Annotated in this window: 19 protein-coding genes; 14 read left to right on the top strand and 5 right to left on the bottom strand. The window is 40.5% G+C overall.

Features of this window, described 5'->3' with window-relative positions; genetic code table 11:
* Position 1: 1 nt before the first annotated feature.
* The 10 genes from nuoG (at position 2) to AW165_RS13900 (ending at position 11,221) form a co-directional block, all read left to right on the top strand.
* Entirely contained in the window at positions 2 to 2,686 is a 2,685-nt protein-coding gene (gene nuoG, locus AW165_RS13945; RefSeq protein WP_014205900.1) for an NADH-quinone oxidoreductase subunit NuoG, read from the top strand.
* A gap of 3 nt (positions 2,687 to 2,689) precedes the next feature.
* Complete coding sequence (gene nuoH / locus AW165_RS13940; RefSeq protein WP_002120063.1) at positions 2,690 to 3,706, top strand: NADH-quinone oxidoreductase subunit NuoH; 1,017 nt, start codon at positions 2,690 to 2,692, stop codon at positions 3,704 to 3,706.
* Positions 3,707 to 3,724: 18 nt separating this feature from the next.
* Positions 3,725 to 4,267: an NADH-quinone oxidoreductase subunit NuoI gene (nuoI, locus tag AW165_RS13935; RefSeq protein ID WP_002120012.1), complete on the top strand. Its 543-nt coding sequence runs from the start codon at positions 3,725 to 3,727 to the stop codon at positions 4,265 to 4,267.
* The gene (gene nuoJ, locus AW165_RS13930; RefSeq protein WP_014205902.1) at positions 4,267 to 4,785 is read left to right on the top strand and encodes an NADH-quinone oxidoreductase subunit J; all 519 of its coding nucleotides are present in this window, start codon (positions 4,267 to 4,269) and stop codon (positions 4,783 to 4,785) included. The genes nuoI and nuoJ overlap by 1 nt, the downstream gene beginning before the upstream one ends.
* Positions 4,785 to 5,093, top strand: coding sequence for an NADH-quinone oxidoreductase subunit NuoK (nuoK, locus tag AW165_RS13925; RefSeq protein ID WP_000529822.1), 309 nt, complete (start codon positions 4,785 to 4,787; stop codon positions 5,091 to 5,093). The genes nuoJ and nuoK overlap by 1 nt, the downstream gene beginning before the upstream one ends.
* Positions 5,090 to 6,979, top strand: a complete 1,890-nt coding sequence (nuoL, locus tag AW165_RS13920; protein ID WP_060466156.1) for an NADH-quinone oxidoreductase subunit L — start codon at positions 5,090 to 5,092, stop codon at positions 6,977 to 6,979. Before nuoK ends, nuoL begins: the two co-directional genes overlap by 4 nt.
* A 1-nt stretch (position 6,980) precedes the next feature.
* Complete coding sequence (nuoM, locus tag AW165_RS13915) at positions 6,981 to 8,579, top strand: NADH-quinone oxidoreductase subunit M (RefSeq protein WP_002120006.1); 1,599 nt, start codon at positions 6,981 to 6,983, stop codon at positions 8,577 to 8,579.
* A 2-nt stretch (positions 8,580 to 8,581) separates the two neighbouring features.
* The gene (nuoN, locus tag AW165_RS13910) at positions 8,582 to 10,075 is read left to right on the top strand and encodes an NADH-quinone oxidoreductase subunit NuoN (RefSeq protein ID WP_002120035.1); all 1,494 of its coding nucleotides are present in this window, start codon (positions 8,582 to 8,584) and stop codon (positions 10,073 to 10,075) included.
* 100 nt (positions 10,076 to 10,175) lie between these two features.
* Entirely contained in the window at positions 10,176 to 10,811 is a 636-nt protein-coding gene (upp, locus tag AW165_RS13905) for a uracil phosphoribosyltransferase (protein ID WP_002120045.1), read from the top strand.
* A gap of 116 nt (positions 10,812 to 10,927) precedes the next feature.
* On the top strand, positions 10,928 to 11,221 hold the full coding sequence (locus AW165_RS13900) for a cold shock domain-containing protein (protein WP_005803269.1): 294 nt from the start codon (positions 10,928 to 10,930) through the stop codon (positions 11,219 to 11,221).
* Positions 11,222 to 11,240: 19 nt separating this feature from the next.
* Here the strand turns inward: AW165_RS13900 and gigC are convergent, their stop codons facing one another.
* Positions 11,241 to 12,125, bottom strand: a complete 885-nt coding sequence (gene gigC, locus AW165_RS13895) for a LysR family transcriptional regulator GigC (protein WP_002120024.1) — start codon at positions 12,123 to 12,125, stop codon at positions 11,241 to 11,243.
* A gap of 86 nt (positions 12,126 to 12,211) precedes the next feature.
* On the opposite strand from gigC, the gene AW165_RS13890 reads away from it, so the two are divergent.
* Positions 12,212 to 12,973 (top strand): ferredoxin--NADP reductase, encoded by a 762-nt coding sequence (locus AW165_RS13890; protein ID WP_060466155.1) that lies wholly within the window; start codon positions 12,212 to 12,214, stop codon positions 12,971 to 12,973.
* A gap of 48 nt (positions 12,974 to 13,021) precedes the next feature.
* Here the strand turns inward: AW165_RS13890 and AW165_RS13885 are convergent, their stop codons facing one another.
* On the bottom strand, positions 13,022 to 13,441 hold the full coding sequence (locus AW165_RS13885; protein WP_014205905.1) for a hypothetical protein: 420 nt from the start codon (positions 13,439 to 13,441) through the stop codon (positions 13,022 to 13,024).
* A 290-nt stretch (positions 13,442 to 13,731) separates the two neighbouring features.
* On the opposite strand from AW165_RS13885, the gene AW165_RS13880 reads away from it, so the two are divergent.
* The 3 genes from AW165_RS13880 (at position 13,732) to AW165_RS19370 (ending at position 16,188) form a co-directional block, all read left to right on the top strand.
* Positions 13,732 to 13,959, top strand: coding sequence for a hypothetical protein (locus tag AW165_RS13880; protein WP_057062888.1), 228 nt, complete (start codon positions 13,732 to 13,734; stop codon positions 13,957 to 13,959).
* 225 nt (positions 13,960 to 14,184) lie between these two features.
* On the top strand, positions 14,185 to 15,888 hold the full coding sequence (locus AW165_RS13875) for a mechanosensitive ion channel (protein WP_060466154.1): 1,704 nt from the start codon (positions 14,185 to 14,187) through the stop codon (positions 15,886 to 15,888).
* Between the two features lie 129 nt (positions 15,889 to 16,017).
* Positions 16,018 to 16,188 (top strand): hypothetical protein, encoded by a 171-nt coding sequence (locus tag AW165_RS19370; RefSeq protein ID WP_002120038.1) that lies wholly within the window; start codon positions 16,018 to 16,020, stop codon positions 16,186 to 16,188.
* Between the two features lie 12 nt (positions 16,189 to 16,200).
* Here the strand turns inward: AW165_RS19370 and AW165_RS13870 are convergent, their stop codons facing one another.
* The 3 genes from AW165_RS13870 to AW165_RS13860 all read right to left on the bottom strand — a co-directional run bounded on the left by AW165_RS13870 (position 16,201) and on the right by AW165_RS13860 (position 19,583).
* Positions 16,201 to 17,400 carry an NAD(P)/FAD-dependent oxidoreductase gene (locus AW165_RS13870; protein ID WP_060466153.1) on the bottom strand — a complete coding sequence of 400 codons (1,200 nt, stop codon included), beginning with the start codon at positions 17,398 to 17,400 and terminating at the stop codon, positions 16,201 to 16,203.
* Positions 17,401 to 17,517: 117 nt separating this feature from the next.
* On the bottom strand, positions 17,518 to 18,399 hold the full coding sequence (locus AW165_RS13865; RefSeq protein WP_060466152.1) for a 1-aminocyclopropane-1-carboxylate deaminase/D-cysteine desulfhydrase: 882 nt from the start codon (positions 18,397 to 18,399) through the stop codon (positions 17,518 to 17,520).
* A gap of 65 nt (positions 18,400 to 18,464) precedes the next feature.
* Positions 18,465 to 19,583 (bottom strand): HlyD family secretion protein, encoded by a 1,119-nt coding sequence (locus AW165_RS13860; RefSeq protein ID WP_060466151.1) that lies wholly within the window; start codon positions 19,581 to 19,583, stop codon positions 18,465 to 18,467.
* Between the last annotated feature and the right edge of the window lie 2 nt (positions 19,584 to 19,585).

Below are 19,585 nucleotides of genomic sequence, written 5' to 3'. Positions count from 1 at the left end.
TATGGCTACAATTCATGTCGATGGAAAATCGTATGAAGTCAACGGCTCGGAAAACTTGCTACAAGCATGTTTGAGTCTGGGCATCGACATCCCATATTTTTGTTGGCATCCATCCTTAGGTTCGGTTGGTTCTTGCCGTCAATGTGCTGTTACGCAATATGCGAATCCAGAAGATACGCGTGGTCGTTTAGTCATGTCTTGCATGACACCAGCATCTGACAATACCTATATCTCAATTGAAGACAAAGAAGCAACGGATTTCCGTGCATCTATTGTTGAATTTTTGATGACGAATCACCCACACGACTGTCCAGTTTGTGAAGAGGGTGGTCACTGTCATTTACAAGATATGACTGTAATGACAGGTCATGACCGTCGTCGCTATCGTTTTACAAAACGTACGCATTACAACCAAGAACTTGGCTCATTCATTGCGCATGAAATGAACCGCTGTATTGCTTGTTACCGTTGTGTTCGTTACTACAAAGACTATGCGGGCGGTACAGATTTTGGCGTATATGCCAATGCATCTCGTGTTTACTTTGGTCGTCCAGAATCAGGTACTTTAGAGTCTGAATTCTCTGGTAACTTGACTGAAGTATGTCCAACAGGTGTATTCACTGATAAGACTCATTCAGAGCGTTATAACCGTAAGTGGGACATGCAGTATGCACCAAGCGTGTGTCAAGGCTGTTCTTCTGGCTGTAACATTTCTCCGGGTGAACGTTATGGTGAAATCCGTCGCGTAGAAAACCGTTTTAATGGTTCGGTTAACCAGTACTTCCTTTGTGACAAAGGTCGTTTTGGCACAGGTTATGTAAACCGTGCAGACCGTCCACGTCAGCCTCAGTTCCGTAATGGTGAAACTGTTGCAACTGTTTCTGTCGACCAAGCTCTAGATCAAGCGATTGCTAAGCTTCAAGGCAAAAAAGTTTTGGGTATTGGTTCTCCTCGTGCAAGCTTGGAATCAAACTACGCATTACGTGAGCTTGTAGGTCAGGCAAACTACTCAACTGGTATTGCACAAAAAGAGCAAAAGCTTGTTGAACTTGCTGCATCTATCATGCAAACCGAGGGTATCTACAACCCGAATATGCGTGAAATTGAAAGCTATGATGCTGTTCTGATCTTAGGCGAAGACCTAACTCAAACTGCACCTCGCATGGCATTGTCTGTTCGCCAAGCTGCGAAAAACAAAGCGCGTGAAATGGCTGCAAAAACACGTACACCAGATTGGTTAGCTGAGCCTGTACAACGTATTGGCCAAGAAGCAAAATCTCCGGTTTACATTTTAGCTGCAACTCAAACTCGTCTTGCTGACGTTGCAACTGGTGAAGTGGTTGCTTCTCCAAATGACATCGCACGTTTAGGCTTTGCAGTTGCTGCGGCAGTGAATGGTGAAGTTGTAAGTGGTTTAGATGAAGATGCAAAAGCATTTGCTCAAACCATTGCTGACACTCTAAAAGCAGCAAACAAACCATTAATTATTGCGGGTACAAGCTTGCAAGATGCTTCTATTATGGAAGCTGCAGCACAGTTGACTCAGAACTTAGGTTCTAAAGCTGGTTTAAGTCTTGTAGTTCCTGAAGTGAACTCTATGGGCTTGGCATTGTTCGGTGGTTTAAGCCTTGAACAAGCATTTGCTCAAGACTACGACACGCTTGTTATTGTTGAAAATGACTTGTTCCGTCGCTTACCAGCTGCACAAGTACAAGCTGCATTAGATAAAGCTGAAACAGTAATTGTACTTGATCACAGCGAAACTGAAACTGTGAAACAGGCTGATATCGTTCTTTCGGCAGCAAGCTTTGCAGAGGGTGATGGTACTGTTGTAAGCCAAGAAGGTCGTGCACAGCGTTTCTATCAAGTTTACGATCCAAGCTATTACAAACCTGAATATGCAATTAAAGAATCATGGCGTTGGTTACATGCCATTGAAACTGGCATTAAAGGTAAGGCTGTAGATTGGACATTGCTTGACGATGTAATTGAAAGCATCGTGAAAAATGTACCAGTACTTGAAGCTATCCAAGATGTTGCGCCTGATGCAGGTTATCGTGTACATGGCTTGAAAATCGCGCGTGAACCACGTCGTTATTCAGGTCGTACAGCAATGCGTGCGCCTTTATCGGTTCATGAGCCTAAACAGCCTACCGATCCAGATTCAGCATTAACATTCTCAATGGAAGGTTATGTTGGTCCGCAAAAAGCATCATCATTAGTACCATTTGCATGGGCTCCGGGTTGGAACTCTCCACAATCTTGGAACAAATACCAGGATGAAGTCGGTGGTCACTTAAAAGGTGGTGATTCTGGGGTTCGTTTATTCGATCGCTTGGCAAAACGTCCTGCACGCAGCTACGTTGCTCCAGTGCCAGTAGTTGCAAACCCTGAAAGTTTCCGCTTAGTACCAATGCATCATATTTTTGGTTCTGGCGAATTCACCATTAAAACACCTGCAATGGAAACTCGTATTCCTGAAGCTGTGTTTGCAGTGGGCGAACAAGATGCAACTCGTTTGAACCTTCAAGAAGGTCAACGCATTACAGTAAAAGCAGGCGAAACGACTGTAAGCTTGCCGGTACAAGTAATTGAATATTTACCTACAGGTTATATTGGTTACCCAGTTGGTTTAGCACCAATGGTGTCGCTAGCTGAGCCTGTTTCAGTGGCATTAGGAGTGTAATTCATGAATCAAGAAATTATACGTCAAACGCCACTTTGGGCTGAGAACTGGCCGATTGCCTATGCTGTCGTTCAAGCAGTTGTGATTTTGCTTGTTGTAGTTTTAGTTGCAGCGTTGATGTCTTTTATTGAGCGTCGTTTACTTGCTTGGTGGCAAGACCGTTATGGTCCAAACCGTGTTGGTCCTGGTGGTATGTTCCAGATCGTTGCCGACATGCTCAAGATCATGTTCAAAGAAGACTGGACACCAAAGTTTGCTGACAAACTTACATTCCGTTTAGCACCAGCTGTTGCAATGGCAACAGCGGTTCTTTCGTTCATGGTAATCCCAGTGAGTCCTTCACTGGGTGTTGCCGACATGAGTATCGGTTTATTGTTCTTCATGGCAATGGCTGGTATTGCTGTCTACGCAGTATTGTTTGGTGGTTGGGCTTCAAATAACAAATACTCGTTGCTTGGTGGTTTACGTTCAGCTGCTCAAACCATTTCTTATGAAGTGTTCTTGGGTATTTCATTAATGGGTGTGGTTGCAATTGCAGGCTCATTTAACCTTCGTGAAATTGTTGAAGCACAACGCGATGTTTGGTTCGTTATTCCACAATTCTTAGGTTTCTTGATTTTTGTGGTTGCTGGTGTTGCGGTAACTCACCGTCATCCATTTGACCAACCAGAAGCAGAACAAGAATTGGCAGAAGGTTACCATGTTGAATATGGCGGTATGAAATGGGGTATGTTCTTCGTTGCTGAATATGTCAACGTAGTACTAATCTCTGCATTGATCGTGACTTTATTCTTTGGTGGCTGGTTAACGCCATTCAATTTAGAAATTCCATTTGTTCCACCAGTATTCTGGTTTGTGATTAAAACAGCATTCTTTGTAATGATGTTTGTATTGGCACGTGGTTCTTTAATGCGTCCGCGTTATGACCAAGTCATGAACTTTGGTTGGAAAATTTGTTTGCCATTGGCGTTGGTCAACTTGTTAGTGACTGGTGCTGTGATTCTGATGAATCAGGCCTAGGACAGCAGGGAGTACAAAATGTATAAATTTCTAGCTGGATTCGGATCAATTGTACGTACGTTACTCATGGTGTTTAGCCATGCAACACGTAAACGTGACACGATTTTATATCCAGAAGTTCCGGCTGAACAGATTGTGCCGCCACGCTTTCGTGGTCGTATCGTATTAACGCGTGACCCTGATGGGGAAGAGCGTTGCGTAGCATGTAACCTATGTGCGGTTGCATGTCCGGTTGGCTGTATCTCACTACAAAAAGCAGAAACAGAAGATGGTCGTTGGTACCCGGAGTTTTTTCGTATCAACTTCTCACGTTGTATTTTCTGCGGTATGTGTGAAGAAGCTTGTCCAACAACTGCGATTCAGCTCACACCAGACTTCGAGTTAGGCGAATATGTACGTCAAGACCTTGTTTATGAGAAAGAAAACTTACTCATTTCAGGTCCGGGCAAATACCCAGATTACAACTTCTACCGTGTAACGGGTATGGCAATTAACGGTAAAGAGAAAGGTCAAGCACAAAAAGAAAGTGCACCAATCGATGTACGGAGTCTATTACCATGATGTGGCCGTTTTATTTGATGGCACTCGTGGCCATCGTTTCTACGGTTCGTGTAGTGACTAACACGAACCCTGTACACGCTCTACTTAGTCTAATTGTTTCATTGCTTGCTGTTGCTGGTATTTTCATGATCGTGGGGGCGCCTTTTGCAGGTGCTCTTGAAATCATCGTTTATGCCGGAGCAATTATGGTTCTATTTGTCTTCGTGGTGATGATGCTTAACTTAGGTCAACACACCGTTGAACAAGAACGCAAATGGCTTTCTTCAGATGCTTGGGCATATCCAGCACTCATGAGTTTCTTACTCGGCTTGCTTTTAGTTTGGATGCTTGGTGGTGAATACACCACTATTTCAGCACCGCTTGGGGCACAAGTGATTGGACCAAAAGTAGTTGGTCAAGCACTCTTTACTCACTATTTATTATTGGTTGAAGTTGCCGCGATGTTATTGCTAGCAGCCCTTGTTGCAGCATACCACTTAGGTAAACGTGAACCAGGTGCAGAAGAGGAAAAAGAATAATGGGCCAGATTCCTTTAGAACATGGTTTGATTGTTGCAACCATCCTTTTTGCACTCGGTTTTTACGGTGTAATGGTGCGACGCAACCTATTATTTATGTTAATGAGCCTTGAAATCATGATGAATGCTGCAGCATTGGCATTTGTTCTTGCGGGTAGCGTATGGGCACAACCAGATGGGCAAGTGATGTTCATCTTGATTTTGACCCTTGCAGCAGCAGAGGCATGTATCGGTCTTGCGATTGTCCTTCAGTTCTATCATCGCTTCCATCATTTGGATGTGGATGCTGCTAGTGAGATGCGCGGATGAGTTATTTATATCTAACAGTATTATTTCCGCTAATCGGTTTTATTTTATTGGCGGCAGGACGAGACAAACTCTCTGAAAATGTTGCAGCAGTTATTGGTGTAGGTTCTGTAGGTTTATCTGCATTATTTGCACTCATTGCTGGAGTGGCATTTACCACGAGTGGTCAGCAAGTTTTTGTTCAAAACTTGTGGACATGGTTCAATGTTGGCGGTTTTGCGCCGGGCATTAGCTTACATTTAGATGGCTTATCTTTACTCATGATGGGTATGATCACGGGTGTTGGTTTCTTAATCCACATCTTTGCATCATGGTACATGCGTGGTGAAGAGGGTTATGCGCGTTTCTTCTCTTATTTCAACCTGTTTGTTGCAAGCATGCTTGTGCTTGTATTGGGTGACAACTTGGCGTTGTTATTCTTGGGTTGGGAAGGTGTAGGTCTTTGCTCTTACTTGCTGATCGGTTTCTATTATGCAAACCCTGCAAATGGTTGGGCTGCGATCAAAGCGTTTACAGTGACCCGCGTTGGTGACGTATTCTTGCTTATTGCTTTATTCTTGCTTTACCAACAATTTGGTACGCTGAATACTCAGTACATCGTTGAACACGCAGCAGAAGTAATGACGAAGAGTTCGTCACTTACCATCTGGACTGCATTAATGTTGTTCTTGGGTGCTGCTGGTAAGTCTGCTCAAATTCCATTGCAAACATGGTTGGCAGATGCGATGGCAGGTCCAACACCTGTTTCTGCATTAATCCACGCTGCAACAATGGTAACGGCTGGTGTGTACTTATGCTGTCGTCTATTCAGCGTATTTGAACTTGCTCCTGAAGTGATGCAATTCATTTCAGTAACTGGCGCGGTAACGTTGTTAGTTGCAGGTTTTGCTGCACTTGTACAAACGGACATCAAACGTATCTTGGCTTACTCAACAATGAGTCAGCTTGGCTATATGTTTATGGCTGTAGGTGCTGAAGCTTATCAAGCTGGTTTGTTCCACATGTTGGCTCACGCATTCTTTAAGGCATTATTATTCTTGTCTTCTGGTGCGGTTATTCTGGCTTACCATCACGAGCAAAACATTTTCAAAATGGGTGGTTTGTTCAGACGTAACAAATTCCTGTTTGCTTGTTTCGCGATTGGTGGCGGTGCATTAGCAGCTATTCCATTCTTAACTATTGGCTTCTTCTCTAAAGATGCGATTCTTGGTGAAGTTTGGGTACAAGGTCAATCAGTTGCTTTATATCACACCTTATATTGGGTGGGTGTAGCGGGTGCATTCCTGACTTCAATCTATACATTCCGTTTAATCTGGGTTGTATTCTTTGGTCAAGAAAACACGCCTTACCATGAAATTAAAGGTGCAACTTACTGGGCTCCATTGGGTATTTTAGCTGTATTGTCTACTTTTGTTGGTGCGGTATTAAAAGCACCAGTAGCAGGTATTCTGAATACTGCAAAAATCCCTGAATTCCATGTCGCTGAACAATTTGTGGAAGGCATGCATGGGGCAGAGCACTTAGCAGTAGGTATTGCACTAGTTGGTCTAGTTGTTGGTATAGCATTATTTACATTTGCTTATGGTGCAGTGAAATCATTTGCTCAAACAAGTTTGGGTTCAGGTTTGGCACATATTTGCCGTACCGCTTTTGGTTTTGATGCATTGTATGACATCGTTTTTGTTAAACCTTATTTATTCTTCGCCAAAATCTTTGGCCGTGATCCGATTGACGGTTTGTGGTTAGTTCTTCCTGCGCTCGTGAAAGGCGGAAACAGTTTTACAAGCTCACGTCAAACAGGTTCATTGCGTGAATACGCATCAAGCATGTCACTCGGTGTAGTGGTGTTATTGATGATCTTGATCGTTATTCAGGTAGTGGGGAAATAAAATGGAAAACAATTTAATTTTACCCGCGCTGATCCTTGTTCCGTTCATTGCCGGTTTTATTTGTTGGTTAGTCGATAAGCTCGACAAAACTTTGCCACGCTGGATTGCCTTAATTGGTATGCTCATTACTTTGGGCTTAGGTCTTGCGCTTTGGCAAAGTGGAACTTATAGCTACGAGTTGGGTTCTAAAATCCCAACTTGGTCTGCTGAGTTCTATTTACCGTGGATTCAATCACTCGGTATTGGCATTCACTTAGCTGTGGATGGCTTATCTTTACTCATGGTGTTATTAACAGCGTTACTTGGTGTACTTGCTGTTGGTTGTTCATGGGGCGAGATTCAAAAGAACGTTGGTTTCTTCCACTTAAACCTATTATGGAGTTTAGGTGGCGTTATCGGTGTATTCTTAGCGATTGACTTGTTCTTGTTCTTCTTCTTCTGGGAGATGATGCTTGTACCAATCTACTTCTTGATTGCGTTATGGGGTCATAAAGGTTCAAACGGTCGTTCACGTGTTTACGCTGCTACTAAGTTCTTCCTTTACACGCAGATTGCTGGTCTGGTGATGTTAATCGGTATCTTAGGTCTTGTAGTTTATGGCTACATGATGACGGGCATGATCGGTTTTGATTACAACTATTTATTAGCTGTAGCTAACCATTTACCTGCAGGCTTAGCGTACGGTTTCATGATCTGTTTCTTCATCGGTTTTGCGGTGAAGTTACCAGTATTCCCATTACACGGTTGGTTGCCAGATGCGCATGCTCAAGCTCCTACAGCAGGTTCTGTAGACTTAGCGGGTATCTTGATTAAAACAGCTGCGTATGGCTTGCTTCGTTTTGTTATTCCATTCTTCCCGACAGCTTCTGCACAGTTTGCAGACATTGCGATTATTTTCGGTTTGATTGGTATTTTCTACGGCGCATGGTGTGCTTACCAGCAAACTGACATGAAACGTTTACTTGCGTATACGTCGATTTCACACATGGGCTTTATCTTACTTGCAATCTATGCAGGTAATATTTTGACCTTCCAAGGTCTAATGATCATGATGTTGGCACATGGTTTGTCATCAGCTGCATTGTTCATTATGTCTGGTCAAATCTATGAACGTTTACATACACGTGATTTACGTTTAATGGGTGGTCTTCGTGGCCAGCTTCAGTACTTGCCATTTTTCTTGATGTTCTTCGTTGCTGCTCTTGTAGGTGTACCAGGTTTAGGTAACTTTATTGGTGAATTCCTGATTTTGATGGGTTCATTTAATAAATATCCTGTCTTTACGATTCTTGCTTCTATCAGCCTTGTATTTGCAGGTTTATATGGCTTGATCTTGATTCACCGTGCTTTATTTGGTGAACCAAATCCTGAACAAAAGCAACATTACACTAGTCCATTGAAAGACTTATCTGCTCGTGAAGTTGGTATTTTGATGATTTGTGCGATTGGTCTCGTTTGGCTTGGTATCTACCCACAAACATTCTTGGATGTATCTCATTCAAGCATGCAGTGGTTGGTCAATAGTTATGTGCCAGTACAAGAAGTCGTTGAAACTGTTCAGCAAACAGCTACTCAACTTGACCATGTGGAGATCCAATAATCATGAACTTCACAGTATCATTCTCTACGCTTATGCCTTTAGCTCCGGTGATGATTGTTGCTTTGACAACAATCGTCGTCATGCTGTTAATTTCAATTAAGCGTAATCATAATTTAATCGCAACAGCTTCTGTTGTTGGTTTAAACCTTGCTGCACTTTATATTTTATTTGCAGTATTTGGCGGTAAGTTTGTACCGGCAAATGTGATGGGCATGTTTATGGTTGATCCATTTACCATGTTCTATCAATTTATGATTTTGATTGCGGCATTGGCATGTTGTACTTTGTCTCATGCTTACATTGAAACGTATAAAGACAACCGCGAAGAGTTATATCTTTTGTTACTTGCTTCAGTAGCAGGTGCAATGTTGATGGTTGCAAGCTCTCACTATGCATCGTTCTTCATTAGCCTTGAGTTAATGTCGATTCCTGTATATGGCTTACTTGCTTATACTTATCAACGTAGTAACTCACTTGAAGCGGGTATTAAATACCTTGTACTTTCAGCGACAGCTTCGGCAATGTTGTTGATGGGTATGGCATATATCTATGCATATACAGGTTCGCTTTCATTCTATGATTCTGTACAAGCATTATTTGAAGCAATCAAACAGCCAATGGTGTTATTAGGTTTAGCACTTATTATCTTTGCTGTTGCATTTAAATTATCGCTTGCGCCGTTCCATAAATGGACACCGGATGTATATGCAGGTGCACCAGCGCCAATGGCAACTTTCTTAGCGACTGCTGCTAAAGTTGCAACAATTGGTTTGTTCGTGCGCTATATGCTTGCTTCAGGCGCAATGATGGTGAACTCGTTAGTAACTATTTTGACGATCATTGCTGTATTGTCGATTTTAGTTGGTAACTTACTCGCTGTTCGTCAAGTTAACTTAAAACGTATTCTTGGTTATTCATCTATTGCTCACTTTGGTTATTTGTTAATTGCTTTAATTAGCATGACTTATGCGAGCTTGGGTAGCGTAACTGTATATGTGGTGTCTTATGTATTAACAACTATTGGTGCCTTTGGTGCAGTAGCGTTAATGTCTAGCCCATATAACAACGTAGATGAAGCACAAAGCCTTGCAGACTACCGTGGTTTATTCTGGCGTCGTCCAGTACTTACAGCAACTTTAACAGTCATGATGTTGTCTTTGGCTGGTATTCCATTAACAGCAGGCTTCATTGGTAAGTTCTTGGTGGTAATGGCTGCTGTAACAACTCAACACTGGTTCTTAGCTGCAATGATTATTGTGGGTAGTGGTATCGGTTTGTACTATTACTTACGTGTGATGGTTGTAATGTATATGACACCACCAGAAACTCCTCGTATTGATGCAGATGCTCATTGGGGACAAAAAGTGGGTGGTTTAATGGTATTGGCTGCTGCTGCATTAGTTATTATTTTGGGTGTCTACCCAGATCCAATGATTAATTTGGCACTAAAAGCAGAAATTTTATCTCCATTACATTTCATGCTTTCACAACAGTAATTCTGGTGTACAAAAAAGCCTCCAAATCTGGAGGCTTTTTTTTATTGAGCGTTAAAAAAAGATTATAATAAATACGTTTTTATATTTTTAGGTAACATCTGTGGCCATTCAAGAAATTCGTCACCCACTTATTCGTCATAAATTAGGCTTGTTACGCCGTGCTGACATCAGTACTAAAAATTTCCGTGAGCTTGCTCAGGAAGTGACTATGTTATTGACTTATGAAGCAACAAAAGATTTACCAGTTGTGGATTGTGAAATTGATGGATGGGCTGGAACTGTTACTACTCAGCGTATTGCTGGTAAAAAAATAACGATTGTACCGATTTTACGTGCCGGAATTGGTATGTTGGATGGCGTACTTAATCTAATTCCAAGCGCAAAAGTGAGTGTTTTAGGTCTTGAGCGTAATGAAGAAACATTAGAGGTTCGCACGTATTACAAAAAATTAGTTCCGGATGTGGCTAATCGTCTTGCGATGATTATTGACCCAATGCTAGCAACGGGTAATTCGTTAGTTGCTGCTATTGATGTGTTAAAGGCAAGTGGTTGTAAAGATATCCGTGTTATGGTGTTGGTTGCTGCACCTGAAGGCGTTGCTAAAGTTGAAGCAGCTCATCCGGATGTGCAAATTTATACGGCATCTATTGATAATGGCTTAAATGAACAAGGTTATATTGTTCCTGGCTTGGGTGATGCTGGCGATAAAATTTTTGGTAGTGTACAAAAAGATTAATTTTTTGAAATAGCATTAAAAAGAGACTTCATTCAACCGTATAATTTTAAAAACGGAATCGTGAGTCTCTTTTTTATTTACTGCAACGACTGGATTAGAAAAGTAGGGGAAAGATCATGAAGCAAGAGTTTTATACTGGATGGGTAAAACAATATAACCCTGATAAAGGGTTTGGTTTTATTGAAACTACTGAAGGAGATATTTTCTTTCATATTTCTGATTTCCCTGCATCGGAGGGCGAACCGAAAAGAAATGAAAAAGTGAGATTTCTTGCCGCAGATAATCAGGGTAAATTTAAAGCGATCAAAATTGAGCGTGTTGACCCGAATCCTGCGAAAACCAAGAAAAATAAAATTGCAGATCACAATAAAGCGATCACAAGCGAATTGCTATCAAATTTTCGACGCTAATCAACGAAAAGATCAGGTTTTAAACCTGATCTTCACAGAATTGTAAGAATGCTTTGAGACCTGGACCCTGATATTTTTGACGATGTACCAGCATATAAAGCGGACGGGTAAGCTGCCAGAATGGTGTATCTAAAATTACTAATTGTCCCTTTTCAATTAAAGGTTCAATGGCAAGTTTAGAAATACATGACATACCTAAACCACCAGCAACGATTTTTAAAATTGCTTCATTGTGACCTAGAGTTAAGCGAATATTCGCGTCTGGCAGATCTTGCAATATCGCATTATCAAATACTTCACGCGTTCCTGAACCTTCTTCACGTAAAATCCATTCGACTTGAAGAAAATCATGCGCTGTTAGAGGTCTATTTAAACGTGCTAACGGGTGATTTGGGGCACAGCAAACTGCAAGCTCATCATCACGCCAATGAATACATTGGAGTTGAGGTAAGTGACATGAGCCTTCAATTAAAGCTAAATCAAGTTGGAATTGATTGACTGCTTCAATCATTTGGCGTGTATTGCCCACTTGTAATTGCAAATGTGCTTTAGGATGATGCTGTAAAAAGTTTGCCATTAAATCTGGCATGAGGTAATCACTAATCGTTAAAGTGGCCCCAATACGTAAATCAATGCTTTGCAATTCACCTTTTGCAGCTTGCTCAAAAGCTTCACAGCGACCTAATATTTCTAATGCTTGAGGCAATAAAAAACGACCTAAATCATTAAGCTGTAATCGTTTACCTAAACGATCAAATAGAGGAGCACCAAGGCCATCCTCTAAATCGGCTAAAGCCATACTTGCTGCACTTTGCGTCAGTCTGACCGCATCACTCGCTTTGGTGACAGTTCCTTCTTGAGCGACTGCTACAAAAACAGCCAACTGGCGTAATGTCATGCGCATGTTTAAAAAGCCTTAACGTTTAAAAGTATTCATTATTTCGGCTGTCATGCTAACATGAGCGCACTATTTCATGCCACGTTGAAATCATGTCAATTGAAAAATTTAGCGTAGAAAAAGTTTTATCTGTACACCGCTGGACTCCAACTCTTTTTAGTTTCACCATGACTCGCCCTGCACATTTTAAATTTACAGCTGGGCAATTCGCACGTATTGGGCTAAAAGTTGGAGAGGAACTCGTTGTTCGTGCTTATTCGGTAGTCTCATCACCATTTGATGAAACGCTTGAGTTTTTTTCGATTGTGGTACCAGACGGTGCATTTACGTCAAATCTTCAACATTTAAAGGTAGGAGATGAGCTTTATTTAGAAAAAATACCTTATGGTTATTTGACTTTAGCTCGCTATCAACAACCTTTACCGCATGATTTATGGTTATTAGCAACAGGTACGGGTTTAGCTCCATTTTTATCTATGCTACAAGACTTCGATACATGGTCTAAATATCAAAAAATTAATTTGGTCTACAGTGTCCGTACCGCAGCTGAGTTAGCTTACGTTGATCGTATTAAAGAGATTGCTCAAACTTTTGGGGAAGGACATAACGGATTTAAATTTATTTCGATTATTACTCGAGATCCATCTGCGCCATTGCATGATCGTTTGCCGATTCTGATTGAAAATGGTGAATTAGAAAAATCTGCTGGTATAGAGCTGAATCCTGCCACAAGCCACGTCATGCTTTGCGGAAATCCGCAAATGGTAGATGACACGAAAGAGGCTTTAAAACGCCGTGGTTTGGCGATGAACCGTCGAGGTGAGGGAAATATTGCGGTAGAAAATTACTGGTAATAAATTGCGGTGAAAACAACTTTATAATTAATTTTATGGATATGTTTATTAGTGGACAAACATATCCATAAATTCGCGAATTTCTGAAATTGCGCTATCTACATCGGTTGAAAGCCAAGTTGGCTCAAAAAGACCTGCATAATGTTCCAAACGATCTTGTGGAACGACTAAGCGAACAGGACAGTCTTCTTCTAGTAAGCGCCAAGGCAAGATTGGAACATCATTGTCTAGAAAAATATTGATATTACGAATATCAACAATCATGGCATTAATGCAGTCAGGAAATGGCATGACCGAAAATTCTTCAGTACGGCGACGAAAATACTCTAAATCACCCCATTTGAGTTCATAACTTGGTTTATTAAATTCAATAATACCAATGAGATGTTCGTCTCTCGTCTGATGTATATAACATTGATGTGTGACGTCAGTGTCGAGATCAAGTGTTACGTTTTGCTGACGATACATCATAAAATAGAGCAGCTTTAAAACAAGGGGGCTTATTATAGCCTATTTTATAAAAAGTAAGCGCTAAAACATATTGTATTACAAATAGAACCTTAAAGAAGCTCGAGCATAATTTATCAATATTTTTAAATGGCTAAATATTTTTGCCTAAATTTTATACTGTTTTTATTATTTTAATAGTAGAGTTTTGCAAACACAGACACCTTAGCATAATGCTTTTTCACACAATGCAACAAACCAAATTGCTATGATGATTATAAAGTTAATGATAAAAGAAGAGGGGAAAGAAGATGCATGATTTTTCAAAACCACCTCATGTGACGAGTCCTGAAGAAACTGCGAAAAAAAGAAGATTGCCAGTTTACATTTTAATTATTGTTGGGCTTTTTCTTATTGCACTCATCGTCTACATGGTTGCTGATCACAGCAAAACGCCTAAAGAAGAAGCCGCTTTTCAACATGAGGTCATACCGCATGTTATTAAGAGTACTTCAGATTTGAATATCTATAAAGGGTAATAAGCCAACCAGTATATCTTGATAGAAAGCCTTTGGGATGTGACCTAAAGGCTTTTTTTGCAACCTTTTGCATCAATTTGTTGTATTTATGCAGAAGTGTGTTGATTAGAAAATACTCAAAACATAAGGTGAGATAGACCGCATTTATCGTCATTTTTAACAACGAATGGTGTTTTTCATAATTGATGGCACTAAAAAGAACATAACAATTGAGGACATAACAATATGAATGAATTTTTTAATGGGCCTCGCGGCGCTCAGTTTGATGCGATGTATTACTGGGATCAGTTTCATCCTATTTTAGCTGCAATCGTCATCTTACTGGTTGGCTGGATAATCGCTTTATTAGTTGCGGCAGGTGTAAAAAAACTTCTGCAAAAAGTAAATACCAATGCAAAATTATCTTCAGCAACTGGGCGTGCTCCAAACATAGAAGGCCTTATTTCAAAAGTCGTATTCTGGTTTATTCTAATCTTAGCTGTTGTCGCAGCTCTCAATGTACTTAACATTAGTGGAGTGAGTGGCCCGTTCAGCAATATGGTGAATCAGGTACTCGTCTATATTCCAAATATTATTGCTGCTGTTGTGGTGGGTTTTATTGGTTGGATCGTTGCTCGACTGGTGCGAGCAGGGGTGACCAATATTTTATCCCGAACTCAACTTGACGATAAGTTAAGCAGTGAAGTGGGTGTAGGTGGAATTAGCCAGAATATTGGTGAAATTCTTTACTGGCTTGTATTGTTACTTTTCCTTCCGATTGTTCTTTCAATATTAGGATTAACAGGCTTACTGATTCCAGTTCAAAATATGGTAAATGACGCCGTAGCGTTCTTGCCAAATATCTTTATTGCTGGTGTTATCGTTTTTGTTGGTTATATCTTGGCAAAAATTGTACGTGGTATTGTTGAAGGTTTAGTAAATAGCTTAGGTGTTCAGGCTCAAGCTGAAAAAATTGGTCTTTTCAAAAGCTCTAACGTAGGCAAATTCTTAGGGTCATTTGTTTTCGCAATCATCATTATTACAACATTGATTGTAGCGTTTGAAGCTTTAGGCATTGAGACAATTTCTCAGCCAGCAACAGCAATGCTTAATGAAATCTTGCAGGCGATTCCAAACATTATTGCTGCTGGTTTAATTCTACTAGTTGCTTATATTGTTTCTCGTTTTGTTGGCCGCTTAGTAGCCGAATTAATTGCAGGTACTGGTGTTGATGAAATTCCTGCAAAGTTAGATGTACAACGCTTTTTAGGTCAAACTAAAGTTTCTAATGCAGTTGGCTGGTTAATTGTATTCTTTACTATGCTATTTGCAGTTTCTGAAGCTGCGGATCGTCTTGGTTTCGATCAAATTAGTGGTCTAATTGCAATGTTTATCCATTTCGGTGCAAACATTCTATTGGGCGCTGTAATCTTGGTTATTGGTTTCTGGCTTGCCAATGTGGTGGCGAACGTGGTTCAACGCGGCGAATATAATAGCTCGCGTTGGTTAGGTAGTTTAGTTCGTGTGTTAATTATTGGTCTCGTACTTGCGCTTGGTTTAAGAGCGATGGGTATTGCAGATTCAATCGTTAATCTTGCATTTGGCTTGACTCTAGGCGCAGTTGCAGTTGCTTTCGCTCTTGCATTTGGTTTAGGTGGTCGCCAACCAGCAGAAAGACTGTTGAGCGATTTGCTAGATAAAGCTAAAAAAGAAGCGAATGAACCGAATCCGCTTTATCAACCACCGTCTACTACCACAACGAGCAGCCCATCTGCTGGTAGCTCATCTGCAACTACGAGTTCGTCAACATCTACAGTTGCACCAACAACTACAACTTCACCATCAACGGTTTCATCTGATGCAAAACCTGCTGATTCTGCACAAGTAAATCCAGCAGAACCACCAGTAAATAAACCGTTTGGATCTACTGGAGAAAATGACGAAATTTAGTAAGTAAAACTAATTTTCAGATAAACCGTACAAAAAATCTTTGATTTTTGTGATAAGTTCGACCACTCTATATTGAGTGGTCGAACTTTTTTTGGGCCATTATAAAAAGAAATAAGTGAGGAAAATACGATGAAGAAACCAGGTCGTTTTTTAGCACCGATTGTCATTGCGGGAATTACAGTAGGTTTTTTAGCAAGTGCTTATAAATTTGTGTTTAATAAATCTAATTCATCAAAACAGGCAACAACTCATACACGTAATTCTGAAAAATCTTCAAATGATTCGAAAGCCTCAAATTAGCTTATTCATCATTTAAACGTATTGTGCTGCTGCATAAGCAGAAGACCAAGCCCATTGGAAGTTATAACCTCCTAAATGGCCAGTCACATCAAGTACTTCTCCAATAAAAAACAGTCCTTTCTGCTTTTTACTTTCCATGGTTTTGGAAGATACTTCACTTGTATCAACTCCACCTAAAGTAACTTCGGCAGTACGATAGCCTTCTGTGCCTGATGGTTTCACAGCAAAACCATGTAGTTGCTCGGCAATATGATCTAGCTGTGCATCACTGATATTACCAATCGCTGTTTCACTCTGCTCTGGCCATATAAGTTGTTGTAACTCTTGTACAATACTTTTTGCCGTAAATTCATTCAGAAGAGTACGCAATAAAACTTTAGGTTGGGCTTTCTTTTTGTCTTTTAAATAATTTACTAAATCTTGGCTCGGGAAAAAGTCAATTTTAAAACTTTCACCGGTATTCCAATAGTTTGAAAGCTGTAAAGAACTTGGACCACTCAAACCACGATGCGTAAACAATAATGCTTCAGTAAAGCTATTCTTCGAGTTACTTAGAGTCACATCTAGAGCATTACCACTTAGGCGTGTAGTGACTTCTTTAATATGATCTGAAAAAGTAAATGGGACTAAACCTGCGCGAGTTGGGAAAACCTGATGTCCAAATTTTTGTGCCAGTTCATAGCCAAATCCAGAACCACCCAAAGTTGGAATGGATAAACCACCTGTAGCAACCACTAATGACTCACAGCTAAATCGGCCTTGGTTTGTGTGTACAGTAAAACCGCCTTTTTCTAATGGATCAATCTGTACAGCTTCACATTGAGTTTGGATATCAACGTTATTGGTTTTATCACATTCACTCACTAGCATCTCTAAAATTTCTTTAGCACCGTTTAGCGTGAATAATTGCCCGTGTTTTCGTTCTTCATAAGCAATTTTATAATCACATACCAAACCGATAAAGTCCCAGTTGCTGTAGCGTGATAGGGCAGAAATAACGAAGTGTGGATTATGAGAAATATAGTTGTCAGGCTCTACATAAAGGTTGGTAAAGTTACACTTACCACCGCCTGACATTAAAATCTTTTTACCAATTTTATTGGCTTTTTCTAAAATTAAAACCGAGCGCCCTCGTTTAGCAGCATGGGCAGCCAACATGAGTCCAGAAGCACCTGCACCTAAGACAATGACATCGACATGACTGTTAGACATAAGAGATTCTCGATTAATCGTGAAAATTTAAAAGGGGCATATACTATCATGCCGAGCCTTAGTCATGCTAAAGACATTTAATGCTATGCGGAGTAATGTGCACTAAAAGCTAATAAGTTATTGATGTGATTTATTTCTTATATCTGCCTGTAAACCACCAGAATGAATTGCCAGAATGCGAGTACCTTCAGAAAAGTAATTATTCTTTATAAGATCAAACAGACCGAACATCATCTTTCCCGTATAGATCGGTTCAAGTGGTACAGCATGTTGTTCTTCGAAACTTTCTATAAATGCCAATAACTCGGGTGAAGTTTTTGCATACCCGCCACAGCAGTATGCATCTATCACAGACCAGTTCTGTTTTTTGGTCCACTGCCGAATTTCTTGTTGTAAAAAGTCACCTTTTAAAGCCGAAAATCCTAAGATTTTTTGATCGGCTGAACTTGTTTCAATAAGACCCGAAATCGTTCCGCCAGTTCCTACTGCACAGCAAATCACATCATAGTTTTGCAAATCGCTTTGACTGATAATTTCCTGACAACCTTGAACTGCCAGTTCATTGGTACCGCCTTCAGGAATAATGAAAGTTTCAGGAAATTGATGGTGTAACTGTTGAAGATAGTTTGCATCTTCTCGTAAGCGATATTCATTGCGTGAGACAAAATGTAGATGCATTCCTAAACTTTGAGCTTTTGCTAAGGTTGGATTCAGAGGTTTGTCAGCTAACTCTTCACCACGAATAATTCCAATACTTCTTAAGCCAAAAAGATGAGCGGCATAGGCAGTCGCGGCAATATGGTTGGAATAAGCGCCACCAAAAGTCAAAATGCTCGATAAACCTTGTTGTTTTGCGACAAGCAGATTGTATTTTAGTTTGAAAAATTTATTGCCCGAAATTTGAGGATGAACTAAATCTAATCGCTTAATGTCGAGATGAACTAAAGAGGGGAGTTCAATATGCTGATAGGAAACAGGTTGGGCAATGTGATCAAACATTAGAAATTGAGAAAAATAATGATTGATCACATTGTAGCTTTTTAAATAGAGCTTTAAAAAGCTGTTTACGAACTTGTATCGACAGAAGTAATCACTGACATGCCAGGGCGTAAGTGTTCTATTCCTTCTTGATTTGGATCAATGGTAATGCGTACGGCAATTCTTTGAACCACTTTGGTAAAGTTTCCTGTTGCATTGTCAGGCTTTAATACACTGAACTCAGAACCCGCAGCAGGTGAGATCTGCTCAACATGCCCTGTAAATTTTTTGTGTTTCATCGCATCGACTGTAAACCATGCTTTTTGACCAATCCGCATATTGGCAATTTGGGTTTCTTTAAAGTTGGCAATCACCCAAGTTTGCTGTGGGATGAGGTAGAGTAATTGTGACCCTGCTGCTACATATTGCCCAACACGAGGGTTCACCTCACCAAGTTGACCATCCATTGGAGCAACAATAACGCTATAGTCTTTAGTAGTTTGTGCTTGGTCTAGTTGTGCTTTAGCACTGGAAACTTGTGCTTCTAATCCAGCTTCTGCCACTTGCGCTGTTTTAAGCGCTTCTTTGGCAACTAAAACATTGGCCTCTGCCTGCTTCAGTGCTGCAAGGTTATTTTCAGCATCTGCTGCGGCTTTATCCTGCTCAGATTTAGAGGCTGCGCCACTATTTCCTAACTGTTGATAGCGTCTAAGCTGTGCTAAAGAAAGTTCATATTGAGCTTTAACTTGTTCAACTTTAGCCTGTGCAGCCACAATATCAGCTTGTTTTTGAGCAATAGACTGTGTCTGATTGGCTAAAGTATTTTTAGCTTGTTCAACTCCAGAAGCCGCTTGCGTTACTTTTTGGTCGTAGGTGGTTGCATCAATATGCATTAATACTTGACCCTTTTTAACGTGGTCAAAGTCCTTAACTAATACATCTTTAACATAGCCATTAATTTGCGACGATAAAATCGTTGTTTTACCTTTAACATAACTATTGTCAGTTTGCTGAACGCTCGTTGCGAAGGGTCCGATTCTCCATGCCCACAAAATCACTAAAATACCAACAATGAGCACAACTAGCATCCATAATAAAGTTGAGCGTTTTGTTGGAATCAGTTTGCTCGCGGGTGCCGGTTCGTTAGATGGAGCGGGAGCTGCTTGAGGTGGAGCTTGTTCCGGTTTGTTTTGATCATCTGACATAT

Source organism: Acinetobacter sp. LMB-5, assembly GCF_001541635.1.
GTDB lineage: Bacteria > Pseudomonadota > Gammaproteobacteria > Pseudomonadales > Moraxellaceae > Acinetobacter > Acinetobacter pittii.
The sequence above is the reverse complement of the archived record's forward strand: the minus strand, read 5'-3'. Positions and strand labels throughout refer to the sequence as shown.

Coding starts and splice junctions, on each gene's coding strand:
- AW165_RS13880 (WP_057062888.1), top strand. CDS start 13,732: ATGCATGATTTTTCAAAACCACCTCATGTGACGAGTCCTGAAGAAACT.
- AW165_RS13890 (WP_060466155.1), top strand. CDS start 12,212: ATGTCAATTGAAAAATTTAGCGTAGAAAAAGTTTTATCTGTACACCGC.
- AW165_RS13865 (WP_060466152.1), bottom strand. CDS start 18,399: ATGTTTGATCACATTGCCCAACCTGTTTCCTATCAGCATATTGAACTC.
- AW165_RS13900 (WP_005803269.1), top strand. CDS start 10,928: ATGAAGCAAGAGTTTTATACTGGATGGGTAAAACAATATAACCCTGAT.
- nuoK (WP_000529822.1), top strand. CDS start 4,785: ATGGGCCAGATTCCTTTAGAACATGGTTTGATTGTTGCAACCATCCTT.
- nuoM (WP_002120006.1), top strand. CDS start 6,981: ATGGAAAACAATTTAATTTTACCCGCGCTGATCCTTGTTCCGTTCATT.
- nuoH (WP_002120063.1), top strand. CDS start 2,690: ATGAATCAAGAAATTATACGTCAAACGCCACTTTGGGCTGAGAACTGG.
- nuoG (WP_014205900.1), top strand. CDS start 2: ATGGCTACAATTCATGTCGATGGAAAATCGTATGAAGTCAACGGCTCG.
- AW165_RS13870 (WP_060466153.1), bottom strand. CDS start 17,400: ATGTCTAACAGTCATGTCGATGTCATTGTCTTAGGTGCAGGTGCTTCT.
- AW165_RS13860 (WP_060466151.1), bottom strand. CDS start 19,583: ATGTCAGATGATCAAAACAAACCGGAACAAGCTCCACCTCAAGCAGCT.
- nuoI (WP_002120012.1), top strand. CDS start 3,725: ATGTATAAATTTCTAGCTGGATTCGGATCAATTGTACGTACGTTACTC.
- nuoN (WP_002120035.1), top strand. CDS start 8,582: ATGAACTTCACAGTATCATTCTCTACGCTTATGCCTTTAGCTCCGGTG.
- nuoJ (WP_014205902.1), top strand. CDS start 4,267: ATGTGGCCGTTTTATTTGATGGCACTCGTGGCCATCGTTTCTACGGTT.
- AW165_RS13885 (WP_014205905.1), bottom strand. CDS start 13,441: ATGTATCGTCAGCAAAACGTAACACTTGATCTCGACACTGACGTCACA.
- AW165_RS19370 (WP_002120038.1), top strand. CDS start 16,018: ATGAAGAAACCAGGTCGTTTTTTAGCACCGATTGTCATTGCGGGAATT.
- gigC (WP_002120024.1), bottom strand. CDS start 12,125: ATGCGCATGACATTACGCCAGTTGGCTGTTTTTGTAGCAGTCGCTCAA.
- AW165_RS13875 (WP_060466154.1), top strand. CDS start 14,185: ATGAATGAATTTTTTAATGGGCCTCGCGGCGCTCAGTTTGATGCGATG.
- nuoL (WP_060466156.1), top strand. CDS start 5,090: ATGAGTTATTTATATCTAACAGTATTATTTCCGCTAATCGGTTTTATT.